Source organism: Lentzea sp. NPDC004789 (assembly GCF_053601075.1).
Map to the genome: position 1 here is coordinate 190,116 of NZ_JBSGBE010000003.1, position 19,590 is coordinate 209,705.

Consider the following 19,590-nt stretch of genomic DNA (forward strand, 5'->3'; position numbering starts at 1 on the left):
TGAGACCCGTCCCACTTCGTAACACACGAGTCAACGTTCTGATCAGCGACAACAGTCGGATGGTCGACCTTTTGCCCTCCGACTAGGACGTCCGATTACCGGACGTCGCTGTCCCGGTTACCGATCGTTAACTTCCACCGGGGCCTCCGCGGACAAGGTCGCGGACGCGGACGGAGGCGGAGTCGTGACAGGATCGAGAGGTGGACCGTTCAGTCGTGACCAGCACCGTCCGGACGCTCTGGGACTCCGAGATCGTCCCGAGCCTGTCTCAGCTCGTCGCCGTGCCGGCGATCTCACCCGCGTTCGACCCGGCCTGGGAGGAACACGGCGAGCTGGCCGCCGCCATCGCGCACGTGCGCGCGTGGATCGAGTCTCGCGCGCTGCCAGGAGCCGTCCTGGACGTCGTCCAACTGGCGGGACGCACGCCTCTTCTCGTGATCGACGTGCCGGCGTTCGGTAACGCGGGCGACGACACGGTGTTGCTCTACGGACACCTCGACAAGCAGCCGCCGGTGGGCGGGTGGGGCGAAGGACTCGGTCCGTGGACCCCCGTGCTGCGTGATGGACGTCTCTACGGCCGTGGCGCGGCTGATGACGGTTACTCCGGTTATGCCGCAATCGCCGCAATCGAAGCCGTCCGCGCGGCAGGCGGCTCGCACTCGCGCTGCGTGGTTCTGCTGGAGACCGGCGAGGAGTCGGGTTCGCCCGATCTGCCCGCATACCTGGAGCACCTGTCCGCGCGGCTGGGCCGGGTGTCGCTGGTGGTCTGCCTGGACTCCGGCGGCTCCGACTACGACCGCATGTGGCTGACCACGTCGCTGCGCGGGCTGGTGCAGGTCACGCTGACCGTCCGGGTGCTGGAGGGCGGCCTGCACTCGGGCATGTCGTCCGGCATGGTCCCGTCGTCGTTCCGCATCGCGCGCGTGCTGCTGGACCGGCTGGAGGACTCGGTCACGGGCGAGATCCTCGTGCCGGAGATGCACGTCGAAATCCCTCCGCACCGGCTGGCCGAGGTCCGCGAGGCCGTCGAGGCCGCGCCAGGCGCCCTGTGGGGTCCCGTGCCGCGGGTCGGGGACCTGCAGCCGATGTCCACCGACGAGGTCGAACAGGCGCTGGGCACCGGCTGGCGGCCGACGCTGTCCGTGACCGGCGCCGACGGACTGCCGTTGCCGGACGACGCGGGCAACGTGCTGCGCCCCTTCACCTCGCTGGTGCTGTCGTTCCGCCTGCCGCCGACGGCGTCTTCTGCGGCTGCTTTGGAGGCGGTCAAGCAGCGTCTGACCACCGACGTGCCGTACAACGCGACCGTGGAGCTCTCACGGGTGGAGGCTGCTGACGGGTGGAACGCGCCCGAGCTGGCGCCCTGGCTGTCGGCCGTGCTGGACGACGCCGGCAAGGAGGTCTTCGGGTCGCCGTGGCGGACCGTGTCGCTCGGCGGGTCGATCCCGTTCATGGGGCTGCTGCACGAGGCGTACCCCGATGCGCAGTTCCTGGTGACCGGGGCGGTGGGGCCGGACTCGAACTGCCACGTGCCGGACGAGTGGCTGCACCTGGCGCACGCGGCTCGGATCACGGAGGCGGTGGCGCTGGTGCTGGACGCGCAGTCGTCGCAGCGCTGAACTCCTCCAGCAGCGCCAGCCCTGTCGCCGGGTTGCTCCCCGCGTAGCGGCGCGCTCTCGCGAGTGCGTTGACCTGCGCGGGGGCGACCTCGGCCAGGTCGTCGGTGAAGTAGTCCCGGACGACCGCGAGGAACTCGATTCGAGCGGCCGCGAGGTCGCGGAGGTTCCTCGTCGCGGGGTCCTGGTTGTCGGCGGTCAGCGCGTCACCGGTGGTCCTGCACACGCGATCCAGCTCATCCGAGATCAACTTCTCGGCGACCACCGACAGGGCCGTGCCCTGTTCCTCGCGAACGATCGCGCGTGCCGTTCTCATCAGCTGCCGGCAAGGCCGCCCGACAAGACGTAGGCGAGGGCCACGAACGTTCAGCACCGCCGAACGCCATTCCTCCAACGCACGTTGAGCTGCGGCGATCGCATTGATCGTCGCTGCCGTCGGCAACACCGTGTTCACTGCGGGGTAGGACCATGATGCCGCGAGCACGGCGCCCGCCAGCGCCACCCAGACCCTCCATTCGGGCAGGCCGGACTGGCCGAGGCCCACGGTGCCGATCGCCGTGATCGCGAGAGTCGCGCCGCCCAGGACCCAGGTCCGGCCGATCGTCCGCCCGGAGGTCAACGCGTACGAGAGTCCGACCAGCGCGGACGGTCCTGCACTCCGAGCAACGCCTTGTGCACGGCGTGGTCGAAGACGTCGTCCTCTTCGTCGGCTCGGAACACGTCAGCATGCTGACCTTGTTCGGACGCGTTCGAAATGGGCCGTTCAGGTCATGCTCGAACGAGTTTTTAGTGAGGAAAGACTCAGACAAGACGTGGACCCGACCAGCCGTCTGACCTGGTGTCCCACACTGGGCGGATGGGCGAACAAGCGGAACGGGCGCGTCTCGCGGAGTCGGAGAACCCGACTTCGCCGTGGCGGCTGTGGGGGCCGTACCTGTCGGGTCGCCAGTGGGGCACGGTCCGCGAGGACTACTCGCCCGAGGGTGACGCGTGGGCGTCGTTCCCGTTCGACCACGCCCGTGCGCGCGCTTACCGGTGGGGTGAGGACGGCATCGCGGGGATCTGCGACGTCCACGGGTTCCTCAACCTCGCCGTCGCCCTGTGGAACGGTCAGGACCCCATCCTCAAGGAGCGGTACTTCGGCCTCACCAACAGCGAGGGCAACCACGGTGAGGACGTCAAGGAGCACTGGTGGGTGACGGACGGGACGCCCACGCACTCGTGGATGCAGGTGGTCTACCGGTATCCACAAAGAGAGTTCCCGTACGGGCAGCTCAGGGAGATGGCCCGCAACGCGGGGCGGGAGAACCGCGAGCCTGAGCTGGCCGACACCGGGGTGCTGGACGAGAACCGGTTCTTCGACGTCCAGGTGACCTACGCGAAGGCCGAGACGGACGACATCTGCGTCGAGATCAGCGCGACCAACCACGGGCCGGAGGACGCGCCGCTGCACCTGCTGCCGCAGCTGTGGTTCCGCAACACGTGGGCGTGGGGGCGGGACCAGCGGCCGTGCCAGCTCGTCGCCAGCACCGCCACCGGGCGCAAGGTCACCGCCGACCACGGCAACCTCGGCCGGTACACGCTGCACCTGGACGACTCGCCGTCGATGCTCATGACGGACAACGAGAGCAACGAGATGTCGCTGTTCGGGGCCGAGCGGAACCCCTCGCCGTGGACGAAGGACGGCATCTGCAACTACGTCGTGCACGGCAGCACGTCGACCTGTCAGGTGGTCGGGCCGGACGACGCCGGGGCGGCGGGTACGAAGTTCGCGGCCTGGTACTCGTTCGACCCCGTGGAGCCGGGCGAGACGGTGACCATCAGGCTCAGGCTCGTCGGCGGCGACGGGCACCTGGACCCTTTCGGGCCGAGCTTCGAAGAGACCCTCCGCGCCAGAAAGATCGAGGCCGACGAGTTCCACGACGCCATCGCACCGGAGGCCGGGCCGGAGGAGAAGCACGTGCTGCGGCGCGCGCTGGCCGGGCTGATGTGGACGAAGCAGCACTACCGGTTCCGGACGCGCGACTGGCTCGACGGCGACCCCACCAAGCCCGAGGCGCCGTCGAGCAGGCGGACCCCCGAGGCGCGCAACGTGCACTGGCGGCACCTCGACGTCGCGGACGTGATCTCCATGCCGGACGAGTGGGAGTACCCCTGGTTCGCGGCGTGGGACCTCGCGTTCCACACGATCCCGTTCACGCTGGTCGACCCGGCGTTCGCGAAGGAGCAGCTGCTGCTGTTCTGCCGTGAGTGGATGATGCACCCCAACGGCCAGATTCCCGCCTACGAGTGGGAGTTCGGCGACGTCAACCCGCCGGTGCACGCGTGGGCGGCGCTCCAGGTGTACCGGGCGGACGGCAGCAGGGACCGGCAGTTCCTCGCAAAGATCTTCCACAAGCTGCTGCTGAACTTCTCGTGGTGGGTCAACCGCAAGGACGCCGACGGCAGCTACCTGTTCGAGGGCGGGTTCCTCGGCATGGACAACATCGGGCCGGTCAACCGGTCCGAGCCGATGCTGGGCGAGTGGCGGCTGGAGCAGTCCGACGCCACCTCGTGGATGGCCGCCTACAGCCTGCACCTCATGCAGATCGCGCTGGAGCTCGCGCGCGACGACGAGTCCTATGAGGACGTTGCGACGAAGTTCGTCGAGCACTTCCTGTCGATCGCGGAGGCGTTCACGCACTTCGGGTCGCACGGTGGCGGCATCTGGCACGACGAGGACGGCTTCTGCTACGACCGGGTCTCGCGGCGCCGTCCGGACGGCGGCGTCGAGTCCGAACCCGTTCGGGTGCGGTCGATGGTCGGGCTGATCCCGTTGCTGGCGTCAGCGGTCCTGGAGCCGTGGGTGCTCAGCGAACTGCACGGGTTCACGAGCCGGTTGGAGCACCTGCTCAAGAGAAGGCCCGAACTGCGGCAGTTCATCACGTTCCACTACGAGCGCGGCGCGTTCGTCTCGTTGCTGGACGAGCACAAGCTGCGGCGCGTGCTGCACCGGATGCTCGACGAGCAGGAGTTCCTTTCGCCGCACGGAATCCGATCGCTCTCCGCCGCCCACCGCGAGGGCCTGGAGGTCAACGTCGCCGGGCAGGACCACCGGATGGGCTACGAGCCCGGCGAGTCGCACACGCCGATGTTCGGCGGCAACTCGAACTGGCGCGGCCCGATCTGGCTGCCGACCAACGCGCTGCTCGTCGAGGCGCTGCGGACGGTCTGCGCGTTCCACGACGGCGCGTTCCAGGTCGAGATGCCGACCCACTCCGGCCGCCTGGTCACGGCCGGCCAGGTCGCGGACGAGCTGAGCGACCGGCTCATCGGGCTCTTCCTGCCCGACCACGACGGGCGCAGGCCTTCGGACGGCAAGCGGATCGAGGCCTCCGAGTCACCTCTTTGGCGTAAGCACGTCACCTTCAGCGAGTACTTCGACGGCGACACGGGCGAGGGCCTCGGCGCGACCCACCAGACCGGCTGGACGGCGCTGGTAGCGGGCCTCTTGACCGATCGTTCCCGGTGAACAGGCCCATTCGTGATCAAATTCTGATCAAGGAACGTTGCGAGTCGTCACCGTTCGGGTGCAATGCGTGCATACGTTGTGTGATCTAGCGCAATTTGCGCAATGATTTGCGCCAGTAAGCTGGATTTCACACAAAATTGTTGCGTTGGAGTGGCCTGTAACACGCACGTGCTGTGCACCGCGTCACCCGAGTGGCAGGATCCCGTTCACTCGTCCGCAACAGTTACGAGGAGTGACGCAGTGGTTCGTCCAACCAGGCAGTTGATTGCCATGATCCCGGTCTTGGGGCTGGCCGTGATGGCAGCTTCCGGCTGCGCGACTCCGGTGAACCAGGGTTCGGGCGGTTCGAACATCCCGTTGGTGCAGAGCGGCAAGCTCGTCACCTGCACGCACCTGTCGTACAAGCCCTTCCAGTACAGCGAGGGCGACAAGACGGTCGGCTTCGACGTCGACCTCGTCGACCTGATCGCCAAGGACCTCGGGGTCACGCAGCAGATCTTCGACACCCCGTTCGAGACGATCACCTCGGGCACGGCGTTCACCGCGAACCAGTGCGACCTGGCCGCGGCGGGCATGACGATCACCGACGCGCGCAAGCAGGCGATCGACTTCTCCGACCCGTACTTCGACGCCTCGCAGGCGCTGCTGGTCAAGAAGGGCGCGGGCTACAAGAGCCTCGCCGACCTCAAGGGCAAGAAGCTCGGTGTCCAGCAGGACACCACGGGTGAGGAGTACGCCAACAAGAACGCGGCGGCCAACGGCTACACCGTCGTCCAGTTCGAGGACCTGCCGCTGTCGGAGACCGCCGTCCGCACCGGCGCCGTCGACGCGACGATCAACGACAACGGCGTGCTCTACGACTACATCAAGGAGTTCCCGGACACCGAGGTCACGACCGAGTTCGACACCGGTGAGAAGTACGGCATCGGCGTCAAGAAGGGCAACACCGCCCTGCTGACGAAGGTCAACGAGGTCCTCAAGAAGGCCAAGTCCGACGGCTCGTACGACAAGATCTACGAGAAGTGGTTCGGCAAGAAGCCGGCGTCCAAGTAGTCGCTTCGCCTGGGGCCGGTGCGGTCACGTATCGCGCCGGCCCCGCCGCTTGTCCGAACCACATTCGCTAGGAGCCGCAATGGCTGTGTCGAAGCGCAAGCGCGCGCAGTACATCCGCTACGCGCAATACGGCCTGCTCGTCGTCGTGATCCTCCTGGTCGCCGTCCTCGCGGACTGGGGCCAGATCAAGCGCGCGTTCTTCAACACGGAGATCGCGAGCTCGATGTTCCCCAACGTCATCACCGTGGCGTTGAAGAACACCATCATCTACACCGCGCTCGGCTTCGGGTTCGGCCTGGCGCTGGGCCTCGTGCTCGCGCTCATGAAGCTGTCGTCGGTCGCGCCGTACCGCTGGATCGCGACCGCCTACATCGAGTTCTTCCGCGGCGTGCCCGCGCTGCTGGTCTTCATCGGCATCTACTACGGCGTGCCGATCGCGTTCCAGGTGCAGTTCCCGCCGCTGACCACGGTCATGCTGGCGCTCGGTGGCGTCGGCGCGGCCTACATGGCGGAGACGATCCGCGCCGGCATCCAGGCGGTGCCGAAGGGGCAGGTCGAAGCCGCGCGGTCGCTCGGCATGTCGCAGGGCCGCGCGATGATCACGGTCGTGATCCCGCAGGCGTTCCGGATCATCCTGCCGCCGCTGACCAACGAGCTGATCCTGCTGACCAAGGACTCCTCGCTCATCTACATCCTCGGCCTGTTCCGCGAGCAGTACGAGCTCACGAAGTTCGGCCGGGAGACGCTGAGCCGCAGCCCGTCGCTCACGCCGATCCTCATCGCGGGTCTGTGCTACCTGATCATCACGCTGCCGCTCGGCTACCTTTCGCGGTACCTGGAGCGACGTGGCACCGGCACCAGGAAGAAGGTGTCCGCATGAGCGAGACGTGCGTCGAGATCACCGGGCTGAAGAAGTCGTTCGGCCCGCTCGAGGTCCTCAAGAACATCGACCTGCGGGTCAACCGCGGTGACGTGGTCTGCATCATCGGTCCGTCCGGTTCGGGCAAGTCGACGTTGCTGCGGTGCGTGAACCTGCTGGAGGAACCGAACGGCGGCAAGATCGTCGTCAACGACACCGAGCTGACCGATCCGGACGTCGACATCGACCGCGCCCGGACGAAGATCGGCATGGTCTTCCAGTCGTTCAACCTGTTCTCCCACCTCAACGTGCTGGCGAACCTCACCGTGGCGCAGCGCAAGGTGCTCAAGCGCTCGGAGGAGGAGGCCAGGCGCGTCGCGCTGCACAACCTCGAACGCGTCGGGCTGAGCGAGAAGGCCGACTCGATGCCGGCCCAGCTGTCGGGTGGCCAGCAGCAGCGCGTCGCGATCGCCCGCGCGCTGTCGATGGACCCCGAGGTCATGCTGTTCGACGAGCCGACCTCCGCGCTCGACCCGGAGCTCGTCGGTGACGTGCTCGGCGTGATGCGCCAGCTCGCCGACGAGGGCATGACGATGCTGGTCGTCACGCACGAGATGCAGTTCGCCCGCGAGGTCGCCGACAAGGTGATCTTCATGGACGGCGGCTACATCGTCGAGGAGGGCCCGGCGGCCGAGGTGATCGGCAACCCGCAGGAGGACCGCACCAGGTCGTTCCTGGCGCGCGTGCTCGACCCGACGCACCACGGTCCGAGCGACCCGGACTAGCCACGTGGCCAGGGGGAGGGTCGCCGCGGCGGACGTGTTGCGAGGACTGTTGGGGGAGAACGACAACGCGGGTGGTGGCGGGTGGCGGTTGCCTCGGCGCAGGCCGAGCACCCCGCCCGTCATCCACGTCGCGGACCGGGTGGTCACCGGTGTGCTCGACCTGCGTGCGGTCGAGGTGCCGTACGTGCTCGAGTTCGAGCGCTGCCAGTTCGAGGCGGCACCGGACCTGAGGCAGGCGAATCTCGCCGGCATCTCGTTCACCGACTGCGACCTGCCGGGGCTCGAAGCCCGCAACCTGAGCAGCAGCAACGACGTCTCGCTGCTCAACTGCCGGGTCACCCACCTCGTGGACCTCACGGACGCCGAGATCGCCGGCTCGGTTCTGCTGCGGGACAGCAGGTTCAGCGTTCCCGGCGGGTTGTGCGTGCACGGCGACCGGCTGACCGTGGCGGGTGCTCTGCTCGCGTTCGGCATCCACAGCGAGGGCGAGGTGCGGTTCGCGGGTGCGCGCATCGGCGGCAACGTCAACCTCGGCGGCGCGGTGCTGGAGAACGCCAACGGCTTCTCGTTGAACGGCAACGGCATGCAGGTGGGCGGCAACTTTCTCGGCGCGTTCACCTCGCACGGCGTGGTGTTCCTCGCCAACGCGCGGATCAGCTCGGCGCTGTCGTTGCGCGGCGCGATGCTCTCGCGCGGCTCGGAGTTCGAGGACACCACCGACCCGCACGCCGACCCGTCCGCGACGCTGATCCTGGACCGCGCCGACGTCTCCGGTGACCTGGAGCTCGACCGCGGCTTCACCAGCGCGGGCACGGTCCGCGCCGTGAACGTGCGCATCGGCGGCACGTTGTCGGTGGCGGACGCCGTGCTGGACGCGGTGTCACCGCCCTCGGTGGGCACCGACCCGACGGGTTCCGGCCGGGCGCTGCACGTCGACGGCGCGGAGATCAGCGGCGACATCGTCGGGCGCGGCGTGCGGATCAAGGGCCAGCTGCGCATGGTCGACACGCGCGTGCGCGGCAGCATCACGCTCGAACGGGCCACTGTGGACAATCCGGCCGCGGACGCCCTGCTGACCAACCGGTCGCAGATCGGCAGCAACTTCGTGGTGCGCGAGTCGGAGATCTCCGGCGGCCTGGAGCTGCGCGGCATCACCGTCGGCGCGAACCTCGACCTGCGCGGCAGCCGCCTGATCAAGCCGGGCAAGTACCGCCACCAGCCGCGCGAGAAGCCGTCGCTCGACATCGGCGGTGCCACGATCGGCCGCGACCTCATCTGCGCCCGCGGCGAGAAGGAGTTCGTCGCGCACGGCGGTGTGCGGTGCCGGCGCGCGACCATCGGCCGCATGGCGAACTTCAACGGCGCGGTGCTCGGCTACAAGTTCGACAGCCACGCGTTGAACGCCATGGGCATGCAGGTCCAGGAACTGATGCTCAACGTCGTGTCGCCGCCGAAGGGCCTGGTGACGCTGCGGCAGGCGCGTTGCACGTCGTTGGACGACAACGAGAACTTCTGGAACGCCACGGGGTTCATCGACCTCGACGACTTCCGCTACGACTCGCTCGCCTACCCCATCGACCTGCGCGACGACGCCCAGGTCCAGCAACGGCTGCGCTGGCTGCGGCACGCGATGCGCCGCAGCTACCGGCCGCGCCCGTACGACCAGTTCGCCGAGATGCTGACCGCGGCGGGCAACGAGGAACACGCGTCCACGGTGCTGATCGAGAAGCAGCGGCTGCGGTACCGCGCGGTCGCCGAGGGCATGCGGTTCTTCGGCCCGCTGGTGCTGGTGTGGAGCTTCCTGCAGCGCTCGATGGTGGGCTACGGCTACCGCCCGGCGCGCGCTCTGGGCTGGCTGATCACGGCATGGGTCGTGGGCAGCATGTGGTTCGCGTACAAGGGGCCACTGGTCCCGATCAACGAACAGGACCACCTGCCGTGGAACGCGTGGCTCTACACGATCGACCTCGTGGTGCCGATCGTCGACTTCGGCAACAAGAACCGCTGGCAGACGCCCGGAGCGTCGCAGTGGATCGCCTCGGGCTTGATCGTGACGGGCTGGATCCTGGCGACCACGGTGGCCGCGGGCATGACACGAATGTTGAAACGATGACGCCACCATCGGGGTATTTCGTCCGCTGGTGAACGATGGTGCGATCGTTCGGTGATCGCCGCCGAGTCCACCGAGCTCTTCGTCGGGCCTCGGACCGCACTGCTGCAGGTGGTGCGGGTGACCTCGCCCACGTTGATGGGACCGGTGCACGCGCACGTCTCCGGCCCTGGCCTGCACTCGCCGAGGCACGGCGGCTCGCTGCTGCCCGGGCCGTTCGGTTACGAGGTCCAGGTCGACGTCTCCGAGCACTCCCCCGGCTCCCTGGTGCCCGCACAGGCCGTCGTGCGGTCTGCCGACGGTGAGGATTCGTGCACGTTCTCGCTGGTCGTGGGCTCGCCCGGGTGGACGGTGCACCTCGTCGGGCACGTGGCGGCTGATGCGCCGTTCCCGGTGCTGCGGGCACACCTGGACCTGGCCCTGACCGATCCGGCCTACCGGTTCGCGGTGACGTCCGCGGAACTGCTGCAGCCGTACTGGGACACGTTCCCGAAGCACCGGTCGTTGCTGCTGCGGCTGATCTCCGAGGGCCGCGTCGAGGTCGTCGGCTCTCCGTCCAATGTGGTCGGTGTGACGCCGGTGCTGTCCTCGCTGCCGTCCGGGACGGAGCTGGCGGCCTCCTCGCTGGACGAGGCCGAGCGGGCGGTCTACTCGTCGTTCCTGGCGCTGCGGCCCGCCGCGTCCTCGCCGCACGTGATGCTGCCGGTCGGCCCGCCGCGGTCGATGCCCTCGCCGTGGATGACCCCGATCCACCACGACTGGAACCGGCGCTACACGTGGCCGCGGATCATCTGCTCGTTGCCGCGTGACTACTACGTCCGCGGGTCGGTACCGGTGCCGCCGCCTCCAGTCGACGACTCACCGGCCGCGGTGTTCGCGTCGCACGCGTCTCGGCTTACCGGCGCGGCCTATCCGACCGCCGCTCTCGAACGGGCCGCGGTCGCGCATCCTCGTGAAGCCTTCGACCTGCACTCGGACGTCATCGCGCGATCGCTCGCCCGGTTGACATCCACTGTGGACTCGTCGGTCGTCGTGTGGAACCCGTTGGGCGTGCCGTGCACCGATGTCGTCTCCGTGCACCTGCCTGCTCCGCGGAACGTGCACGCGTCTCATGACGGCTCGGTGCTGCCAACGCTGGTCGACGGGGTCACCGTGACGTTCCTGGCCAGGGACGTGCCGGCGTGCGGGTGGCGGACCTATTCGCTGGTCGAGGACAACGCCGACCACGGCTGGAAGCGCGGATACGGCAACGAGATCGCTTCCACTCATTACGTTCTGTCGTACGACCCGATCGCGTCGCTCGTCGCCGTTGACGGTCCGGCGCTGGAACCTCCTCGGCTGACCGGGCCGGTGACCGTCTGGCACAGCGAGGTCGGCGAGAAGATGGTCGGGTCGTCGACCTTCACGCTGTGGCACGAGGTCGACCACCTGGGCCCGTCGCGGCTGGTGGGAGTGCTGGGCTCCCGTTCGCCCGCGCACGGCTCGCTGCCCTCGGTCAAGGCGCGGCTCGCGGTGGCCGGCCCGCCGCTCGGGCCCGTCTCGCCCGCTGTCACCCCGGTGTTCGCGCGGTACTGGCTGCACGAGCCGGCGCCGTTGGGCGGGCTGGCGGCGAACGTGCACCTGGAGGTGCTCGGTCCGACCCGGTTGCGGGTGGTGGCGGTGTCGGACGGCCCGGAGTTCGAGGGCGTCGTGCGGCTGGTGCTGCCGGACGGGTGGTCGGCGTCGTGGGACTCGTTGCCGGTGTCGCTGCCCGCCGGTGGGTACGTCGAGGCGGAGGTGCGGCTCGAAGGCCCGCGGACGCCCGGCTGCTACCCGGTGCGGGCGATCCTGGAGGGGCTGCCGTTCGACGTCTACGACGTGGTGCTGCTGACCGTGCCGGAGTGGGACTTCGAGGACCCGGTCGAGGTGCTGTGGGTGGCTTCGTCGCCGTCCCTCGTGTCGGTGGCGCCGGGTTCGTCGTCGGTGCTGCGGATCGTGCTGGCTTCTGGTGCGCACGGCGATCTGCCGGTACAGGCCTGGGTGTTGTCGCCGCGTGAGACGTGGGAGTTGGTCGGACCGTTCTGCGTTTCCGGCGTGCTGCCCGCTCAGGGCAGGCTGGCGCTCGACTTCACGGTGTCCGCGCCCGCGTGGGCCCCTGCCGGGTCGTGGCCGGCCGTGGTGAAGGTGACGGCCGGTGAGCTCGTGCGGACCACTGCGGTGATCCGGCTCGAAGTCGCTGGTTAGCATGGCTCCCCGTGACTGATCTGGTGCTGGCACTGGACTTCGGCGGCACCAAGATCGCTGCCGCCCTGGTGGACCCCGCGGGTCGCGTGGTGCGGTCGTCGCGGGTGCCGACGCCTGCCGCCGACCCCTGGGACGCGGTCGTGTCCGTGGTGTCGTCGGTGGCCGGCGGTACCGCGGTGGCCGGTGTCGGTATCGCCTCGGCCGGACCGGTGGACACCGTCGCCGGCACGGTTTCGCCGATCAACGTGCCGTCGTGGCAGGCCTTTCCGCTGAGGTCAGCGGTGTCGTCGCTGATCCCGGGCGTGCCGGTCGAATTGGCGGGCGACGGCGTGTGCATGGCCCTGGGCGAGCACTGGCGCGGCGCCGGCCAGGGCAGCACGTTCATGGTCGGCCTGGTCGTGTCCACCGGTGTGGGCGGCGGACTGGTGTTCGACGGCCGACCGTTCGGCGGGCGGACCGGCAACGCCGGACACATCGGCCACATCGTCGTCGACCCCGACGGCGAGCCGTGCACGTGCGGCGGGCGCGGGTGCGCCGAGACCGTGGCGGGAGGCCCGCGAATGGTGGCCTGGGCCCGGCGCGCGGGGTGGCAGGCACCCGACGACGCGGACGCGGCACTGCTGGCCGCGGCGGCGCTGGCCGGCGAGGAGATCCCGCTGGAGGCGTTCGAACGGGCCGGTCAGGCGGTCGGCATGGCCATCGCCGGGGCCGCCGCGGTGTGCGACCTGGAGCTGGCGGTCATCGGGGGCGGGGTGGCGCAGGCCGGGGAGCTGCTGTTCGAGCCGGTGCGGCGGGCTTTGAAGGCCTACGCCGGGTTGTCCTACCTGACCGGGCTGGAGGTTCGGGCGGCTCGGCTGGGCGGTGAGGCCGGGCTGGTGGGGGCTGCGGCGCTGGTGCGGTCGGCGCGCTGAGCTGCGCAGCGAGCCGGGTGGGCGCGGCGGCAGTAACGCGGTCAGCACGCTGAACTGCGCGACAAGGCCGAGCTGGGTGGCGAGATTGAGCTGGTGCGGTCAGCACGACGGCCTAGGTGGCAAGGCTCGGCTGCGCGGCGAGGCCGGCTGGTAGGTGGGGCCGAGCTGGTCCGGTCGGCGGCCGGGCTGGGCGACGAGGCCGGGCTGGGCGACGAGGCCGGACTGGGCGACGAGGCCGGACTGGGCGACGAGGCCGGACTGGGCGACGAGGCCGGACTGGGCGACGAGGCCGGACTGATGCATGGTGGCCGTGAGCTGAGCAACGAGCTGGGCTGCAAGGCGAGGCCAGGCCGGTAGGCGAGGCCAGGCCGGTAGGCGAGGTCACGCCGGTGCTGTCAGCGCGCTGAGCCGGGTCGCGAGGCCGGACTGGTGCGGTCGGCGGGCAGGGCTGAGCTGATGGAGCCGGGCTGGGCGGTGGGCCGGGCCGCGCGGCGAGGCTGGGATGGGGCGGGCCGCGCGCTGGGCTGGAAGGCGAGAGTCGGCTGGCAGAGGCCGGGATGGTGCTGTTGGCGTGCTGGCGCAGGGGTCCCCTTGGAGGTCGGGTCCCCCGCGACCCAACGTAGCGGGTGGGTCTGACAGGTTTGTCAGACCGCGCGGCGGGTGTGGTGGAGGGGTGCGTCCACGCGGGACAGCGCGATGCCGGCTGATTCCAGGGCCGTGCGGACTGTCTTGGCGATCTTTGCGGCGTTCGGGGTGTCGCCGTGTACGCAGATCGAGTCGGCTTGGATGCGCACCGGGTGGCCGTTGATGCTGCGCAGCCAGCCTTCGGTTGCGAGTTGGACGCATCTTGCGGCGATCTCTGTCGGGTCGTGCAGTACGGCGCCTGGCTCGGTTCGGGGGACCAGGGTTCCGGCGGCGGTGTAGGCGCGGTCGGCGAAGGCCTCGTGCCAGGTGCGCAGGCCGGCTACAGAGGCTCGTTTCAGCCAGACGGCGCCGGGTGGGCCCAGTACTGCGAGGGTTGGGTCGAACAGGCGGACTGCGTCCACCACGGCGTCTGCTTGGGCCTCGTGGCGGACCAGGGTGTTGTAGAGGGCGCCGTGCGGCTTCACGTACGACACGCGGGTGCCGGCGGTGCGGGCGAAGGTTTGGAGGGCTCCTAGCTGGGCCAGGACCTCGTTGGTCAGGGTGTCCGGGGCTACGTCGATGAAACGGCGGCCGAAGCCTGCCAGGTCTCGGTAGCCGACGTGGGCGCCGATTGCCACGCCTGCCTCGGCGGCTTGCGCGCAGGTGGCGCGCATTGTGTCGGCGTCGCCCGCGTGGTAGCCGCAGGCTACGTTTGCGCTGGTCACGACCTTCAGCAAGGCGTTGTCGTCGCCCAGGGTCCAGTGGCCGAAGCCCTCGCCGAGGTCTGCGTTCAGGTCCATGGTCGACCTCCCACTCCTGGGGATTGTTGGATTGTGGGATTGTTGAACGATTTGACGATACTGCAATCGAACGATCCTGCAAATAGACTTGGCGGGTGACCGAGACGTGGGTGTCGACGCTGGCGCAGGGCAAGGCGGAACTGGAGCGCGCGAGCACCGCGCAGAAGGTCGCGGACATGCTGCGCGAGCGGGTGCTCGACGGCGAGCTGACACCGGGCCTGCGGCTGAGCGAGGAGGCCATCGGCGGCGCCCTCGGCGTCAGCCGCAACACGCTGCGCGAGGCGTTCCGGCTCCTCACGCGCGACCGGCTGCTGGTGCACGAGCACAGCCGCGGCGTCTTCGTCCGCAGGCCGACCGGCGACGACGTGCGCGATCTCTACGCCGCGCGCAGGGTGATCGAGTGCGGTGCGCTCAGGCTGTGGAACGACGTCACCGAGACCCAGCGCGAGGCCGTGCGGGCACCGGTCCGGCAAGCCGTCGCCAGGGCCGAGAAGAACGACTGGACCAAGGCCGGCCAGGCGAACATCCAGTTCCACCGCGGCATCGTCGGGCTCGCCGGCAGCACGAGGCTGAGCGACGAGTCGGACCGGCTCTTCGCCGAGCTCATGCTCGCCTTCCGGGTGGCGCAGGAGATCAACGACTTCTACCAGGCATATGTGCCGTGGAATCGCAGGATTGTGGAATTGTTGAACAATGGGGATGTTCGACAGGCGGTCGATCAGCTGGCGGAGTACTTCGACGCGGCCGAGGAGGACCTCGTCGGCCGCCTGGAGGCTGCGCAGGCCTAAGGGACTGTTAAGCGGAGTGCAACGATTCCGATCACGAAGCTGACGACGCGTCTCATCAGGCCTAACATCCGCGCAACACCGCGTACACGGAGGGCCACCATGCCGTCGGATCCCAAGACCGGCCTGCGCTGGAGCAACTGGAACCTGCTGCTGATAGTTCCGCTGCTCATGCTCATCACGCCGTGGTTCAACATGGACGAGCCTCGCCTCTTCGGGCTGCCGTTCTTCTACTGGTACCAGTTCGCGTTCGTGCCTCTCGGCGTGCTGTGCGTCGGCCTGGTCTACATCAAGACCAAGGACGCGCCGGTCGTCACCGGCAAGCCGGACAAGCTGGGTGTCGACGACCTGGACGAGGGAGCGAACTGATGCAGTGGACCGAGCTGATCGTTTTCAGCGTCCTCTTCCTGCTCGTCACGGTCATGGGCTTCGTGGCGGCGCGGTGGCAGAAGGGCGCGACCCTCGACCACCTCGACGAGTGGGGACTCGGCGGCCGGAAGTTCGGCAGCTGGATCACGTGGTTCCTGGTCGGCGGTGACCTCTACACCGCCTACACGTTCGTGGCGGTGCCGGCGCTGATGTTCGGTGCGGGCGCGCTCGGCTTCTACGCCCTGCCGTACACGGTGATCCTGTACCCGATCGTGTTCCTGCCGTTGGTGCGCATGTGGTCGGTCAGCCGCGTGCACGGTTACGTCACGCCGGCGGACTTCGTGAAGGGCCGTTACGGCTCGCACTGGCTGGCGCTGATCATCGCGATCACCGGCATCGTCGCGACCATGCCGTACATCGCGCTGCAGCTGGTCGGCCTCGAAGCAGTGCTGCGCAGCATGGGTCTCAACGGCAGCGGCATCCTCGGGCACCTGCCGCTGTTCATCGCGTTCGTGATCCTCGCGCTCTACACCTACCAGTCGGGTCTGCGGGCGCCGGCGCTGATCGCGTTCGTCAAGGACATCCTGATCTACGTCGTCATCCTCGTGGCGATCGTCTACCTGCCGTCGAAGTTCGGCGGCTGGAGCCACGTCTTCGGCACCGCGCAGGCCAAGTTCGACGCGACGCCGTCCAAGGCGGACGGCATCCTGCTGACCGGGACCAACCAGCTGCAGTACGCCACGCTGGCGCTCGGCAGCGCGCTGGCGCTGTTCCTGTACCCGCACTCGCTGACCGGCATCCTGGCCAGCCGCGGCCGCAACGTCATCAAGCGCAACATGGTGGCGCTGCCCGCGTACTCGCTGGTGCTGGGTCTGCTGGCGCTGCTGGGCTTCGTCGCGATCAGCGCGGGCACCAAGCCGATCGTCAACCAGGCGACCGGCCGGCCCGACACCAACACGATCGTGCCCGAGCTCTTCGGCCACAACTTCCCGTCGTGGTTCGCGGGCGTCGCGTTCGCGGCCATCGGCATCGGCGCGCTGGTGCCGGCGGCGATCATGTCGATCGCGGCGGCGAACCTGTGGACGCGCAACGTCTACAAGGAGTACATCCACAAGCACGCCACCCCGGCGCAGGAGGCCAAGCAGGCCAAGATCGCGTCGCTGGTCGTGAAGTTCGGCGCGGTGGCGTTCATCGTGTTCGTCGACCCGCAGTTCTCGATCGACCTGCAGCTCATCGGCGGCGTGATGATCCTGCAGACGCTGCCGTCGGTCGCGATCGCGCTCTACACCCGCTGGTTCCACATCTACGGCCTGGTCGCCGGCTGGGTCGCCGGCATGGGCTACGGCATGTGGCTGCTCTACAACATCGGCAACCCGGCCGTGAACAAGGCGCACTTCGCCGGCTCGGCGCTGCCGCTGGGCAACATCTCGATCTTCGGCTGGCACCCGTTCGGGACGTCGACGACGCAGATCTACGTCGGCATCGTGGCGCTGTTCGTCAACCTGCTGGTCGGGGTGATCGTCACGCTGATCGCCAAGCGGGCCAGGGTGTTCAACGGCACGGACCAGACGGACCCGTCCGACTACCACGTCGACGAGGACAACCCGAGGGTCAAGCCGGTCGCCGCCCACTGAGACGCGTCCGTTAACGACATGGGCCACCCGTCGGTTTCGGCGGGTGGCCCGTTTCCGTTAGAGATCAAAGCGTGAAAATCATCGCTGGACTCGTCATCGCGGCAGGCCTCGCGGTCGTGCCGGGCATCGCCCGAGCTCAGGACGACCACTGCTACGACACCACCGCTCCGCTGACCGTCGAGGAGCAGCGGCTGGACGACACGCTCGTCGCCGGTGGTCCCGCCGTTGGTCCCGAGCTCGTGCGGCTCGCCGGCTTCGACGGCCGCGTCACGGAGTTCACCTCGCGGCTGTGCCACCAGATCGTGCCGAAGCAGGCGCAGCAGTTCGTGGCACGCGAGGGAAACGCGCTGTGGAAGGCCGCGGTCGCCCGCGCGCAGAGCACCAAACCGTTGGCGCACGACGCCTATGACGACCGGCCGCTCTACTGGGCGCGTCTGCGGCTGACCTCCGCGCTGCGCCAGTGGAAGCCGCGTTTCCCGCTGTCGGTCCACGAACGCGCGCAGCTGATCCAGCAGTTCGACTGGGCCTCGCGCGGGCTGAGCGACGCGGCGTTCCCGGCCAGGCCGGGCGTGCGCAAGATCGCCGTGACCGGCTTCGACCCGTTCCAGCTGACCGGCACGAACGTGCGGCGTGCCAACCCGGCGGGCGCCGCGGCGTTGCAGCTCGACGGCCGTGAGATCACCACGCCGCAGGGCAGGGTCGTGATCCAGGCCGCCGTGCTGCCGGTGCTGTGGGGCGGGTTCGACGAGGGGATCGTCGAGCAGTTCTACGGCTCCGCGCTGGAGCAGAAGCCCGACGCGTTCGTGACGATCAGCCAGGGCCGGCCGGGACGCTTCGACATCGAGCGGTGGGCGGCGCGCTGGCGCGGCGGATCGGCCGACAACAACGACGTCGGGTCGTACGGCAGCGTGCCGGACGCCGCGGGCTGGCCGCAGCCGGCCGCCGAGTTCATCGAGACGTCGCTGCCGTTCCAGAAGATGATCGACGCGGGCACCGGCCCGTTCCCCGTGCAGCTCAACCGGAGCTTCTGCGAGTGGGTCGTCGTCGGCAGCCAGCAGGACTGCCGCACCGACCAACCGACGCCAGGACGGGTCGCGGCGGTCGGCGGTGGCGGCAACTACCTGTCCAACGAAAGCATGTACCGGGCCAACCGCGTGCGAATCGGTTACGGCGCAACGAATGTCCTCGGCGGACACCTGCACACGCCGGTGCTCGGCCAGCCGGCCGACCCGGCCGCGGTGACGGACGCGGCATTCGAAAAACAGCGTCGGGACATCGCCGATCAGGTCAAGGCCCTAGTCTCTGTGGTGTGACTCGTGTGCGGCTGGCGGTGGCAATCATCCTGAGTGCGCTGGGTCTGAGCGCCTGCGCCATTCAGGTCGGAGGTCAGGCCGTCCCAGGCCCGATGCCGTCCACCGCCGCCGCGGACGCACCGACCCTGCCCAAGGTCGGGCAGTGCATGAACTCCTCCGACCTCAAGCCGGTCGACTGCGCCGCGAGCCACGACGCCGAGGTGATGGGCGTCGGCGAGATGACCGGCCTGTCATCGGCTTATCCGGACACCACGGCGCTGCGCAAGGCCGCGCTGCCGTCGTGCTACGGCGTGATCAACGACTACCTCGGCAGCGCGGACGCGGGCGCGACGCGGTTGCAGGTGTGGACGTTCTGGCCGAACGAGCAGGGCTGGAAGAAGGGCGAGCGCTGGCGGCTGTGCACCGTCGTCGAGCTCGCGCCAGAAGGAAAAGCCCTGGCGCGCAAGGGTTCCCTGAAGGACGCGCTCAAGGGCGGCTCCAGCTTCAACACGTTCCAGATCTGCCTCGGCGGCTCGCCCTCGAAGGACCCGGACGTGAAGCCCGCCCCGTGCAACGGACCGCACATGGCCGAGGCCGTGCCGGGCGGCATCGTGCCGCTGGGCAAGTTCAGCGACCCGGCGCCGTCCAAGGAGCAGATGAGCGCCGTCGCGAAGGACAAGTGCACCAAGGCCGTGCACGACTACCTGGGTTCGGACAAGCGCACCGACGTGTTCCCCGCGTGGCGGATGCCCGGATCCCAGGGCTGGTCAGAGGGTTGGACTTACGCGATCTGCTACGCGGAGGCCACCAAGACCTTCACCGGCACCCTCCTCGGCATCCGCGACAACCCGCTGCCGAACTGATCCGGCGATCACGACCATCAGCACGGCGGCCAGGGACAGCACCAGCATCGCGACTCCTGCGATCCCCACGGCACACCCCCTTCCGTCCTGGTGGCGATCTTCGTGACCGCCATCACACACCTAAGACGTTCCCGGAAGGGCGCAGGTTCATTCCT

The 19,590-nt window shown here is 68.9% G+C and carries 16 protein-coding genes; 14 read left to right on the forward strand and 2 right to left on the reverse strand.

Annotated elements, in window-relative coordinates; translation table 11 throughout:
• The first annotated feature begins 200 nt into the window (after nt 1-200).
• The gene (locus ACWEIJ_RS08525; RefSeq protein ID WP_449836532.1) at nt 201-1,619 is read left to right on the forward strand and encodes a M20/M25/M40 family metallo-hydrolase; all 1,419 of its coding nucleotides are present in this window, start codon (nt 201-203) and stop codon (nt 1,617-1,619) included.
• Here the strand turns inward: ACWEIJ_RS08525 and ACWEIJ_RS08530 are convergent.
• Nucleotides 1,570-2,160, reverse strand: coding sequence for a hypothetical protein (locus ACWEIJ_RS08530; protein ID WP_449836533.1), 591 nt, complete (start codon nt 2,158-2,160; stop codon nt 1,570-1,572). The two genes, ACWEIJ_RS08525 and ACWEIJ_RS08530, sit on opposite strands and share 50 nt — an antisense overlap.
• 312 nt (nt 2,161-2,472) lie before the next feature.
• Here ACWEIJ_RS08530 and ACWEIJ_RS08535 point away from each other — a divergent pair, with 312 nt between their 5' ends.
• The 8 genes from ACWEIJ_RS08535 to ACWEIJ_RS08570 all read left to right on the forward strand — a co-directional run bounded on the left by ACWEIJ_RS08535 (nt 2,473) and on the right by ACWEIJ_RS08570 (nt 13,425).
• Nucleotides 2,473-5,127: an MGH1-like glycoside hydrolase domain-containing protein gene (locus tag ACWEIJ_RS08535; protein WP_449836534.1), complete on the forward strand. Its 2,655-nt coding sequence runs from the start codon at nt 2,473-2,475 to the stop codon at nt 5,125-5,127.
• 270 nt (nt 5,128-5,397) lie between these two features.
• Nucleotides 5,398-6,180 (forward strand): transporter substrate-binding domain-containing protein, encoded by a 783-nt coding sequence (locus tag ACWEIJ_RS08540; protein WP_449836535.1) that lies wholly within the window; start codon nt 5,398-5,400, stop codon nt 6,178-6,180.
• A gap of 79 nt (nt 6,181-6,259) precedes the next feature.
• A complete protein-coding gene (locus ACWEIJ_RS08545) occupies nt 6,260-7,060 on the forward strand; it encodes an amino acid ABC transporter permease (protein WP_449836536.1) in 801 nt (266 codons plus the stop codon).
• Nucleotides 7,057-7,824: an amino acid ABC transporter ATP-binding protein gene (locus tag ACWEIJ_RS08550; RefSeq protein WP_449836537.1), complete on the forward strand. Its 768-nt coding sequence runs from the start codon at nt 7,057-7,059 to the stop codon at nt 7,822-7,824. Before ACWEIJ_RS08545 ends, ACWEIJ_RS08550 begins: the two co-directional genes overlap by 4 nt.
• A gap of 4 nt (nt 7,825-7,828) precedes the next feature.
• On the forward strand, nt 7,829-9,937 hold the full coding sequence (locus tag ACWEIJ_RS08555) for a hypothetical protein (protein WP_449836538.1): 2,109 nt from the start codon (nt 7,829-7,831) through the stop codon (nt 9,935-9,937).
• Between the two features lie 51 nt (nt 9,938-9,988).
• Nucleotides 9,989-12,157: a hypothetical protein gene (locus ACWEIJ_RS08560; protein WP_449836539.1), complete on the forward strand. Its 2,169-nt coding sequence runs from the start codon at nt 9,989-9,991 to the stop codon at nt 12,155-12,157.
• Nucleotides 12,158-12,168: 11 nt separating this feature from the next.
• Nucleotides 12,169-13,068 (forward strand): ROK family protein, encoded by a 900-nt coding sequence (locus ACWEIJ_RS08565; RefSeq protein ID WP_449836540.1) that lies wholly within the window; start codon nt 12,169-12,171, stop codon nt 13,066-13,068.
• A gap of 93 nt (nt 13,069-13,161) precedes the next feature.
• Entirely contained in the window at nt 13,162-13,425 is a 264-nt protein-coding gene (locus ACWEIJ_RS08570; protein ID WP_449836541.1) for a hypothetical protein, read from the forward strand.
• A gap of 287 nt (nt 13,426-13,712) precedes the next feature.
• On the opposite strand, the gene ACWEIJ_RS08575 is transcribed toward ACWEIJ_RS08570, so the two are convergent.
• On the reverse strand, nt 13,713-14,492 hold the full coding sequence (locus ACWEIJ_RS08575; protein ID WP_449836542.1) for a LamB/YcsF family protein: 780 nt from the start codon (nt 14,490-14,492) through the stop codon (nt 13,713-13,715).
• A gap of 95 nt (nt 14,493-14,587) precedes the next feature.
• Here ACWEIJ_RS08575 and ACWEIJ_RS08580 point away from each other — a divergent pair, with 95 nt between their 5' ends.
• From ACWEIJ_RS08580 to ACWEIJ_RS08600, 5 genes are all read left to right on the forward strand, one after another.
• On the forward strand, nt 14,588-15,280 hold the full coding sequence (locus ACWEIJ_RS08580) for a GntR family transcriptional regulator (protein WP_449836543.1): 693 nt from the start codon (nt 14,588-14,590) through the stop codon (nt 15,278-15,280).
• A 99-nt stretch (nt 15,281-15,379) separates the two neighbouring features.
• Nucleotides 15,380-15,646 (forward strand): DUF3311 domain-containing protein, encoded by a 267-nt coding sequence (locus ACWEIJ_RS08585; RefSeq protein ID WP_449836544.1) that lies wholly within the window; start codon nt 15,380-15,382, stop codon nt 15,644-15,646.
• Nucleotides 15,646-17,280 carry a monocarboxylate uptake permease MctP gene (gene mctP, locus ACWEIJ_RS08590; RefSeq protein ID WP_449836545.1) on the forward strand — a complete coding sequence of 545 codons (1,635 nt, stop codon included), beginning with the start codon at nt 15,646-15,648 and terminating at the stop codon, nt 17,278-17,280. Before ACWEIJ_RS08585 ends, mctP begins: the two co-directional genes overlap by 1 nt.
• A gap of 71 nt (nt 17,281-17,351) precedes the next feature.
• Nucleotides 17,352-18,593 carry a hypothetical protein gene (locus ACWEIJ_RS08595; RefSeq protein WP_449836546.1) on the forward strand — a complete coding sequence of 414 codons (1,242 nt, stop codon included), beginning with the start codon at nt 17,352-17,354 and terminating at the stop codon, nt 18,591-18,593.
• Nucleotides 18,590-19,435, forward strand: a complete 846-nt coding sequence (locus ACWEIJ_RS08600; RefSeq protein ID WP_449836547.1) for a septum formation family protein — start codon at nt 18,590-18,592, stop codon at nt 19,433-19,435. The genes ACWEIJ_RS08595 and ACWEIJ_RS08600 overlap by 4 nt, the downstream gene beginning before the upstream one ends.
• Nucleotides 19,436-19,590 lie beyond the last annotated feature (155 nt).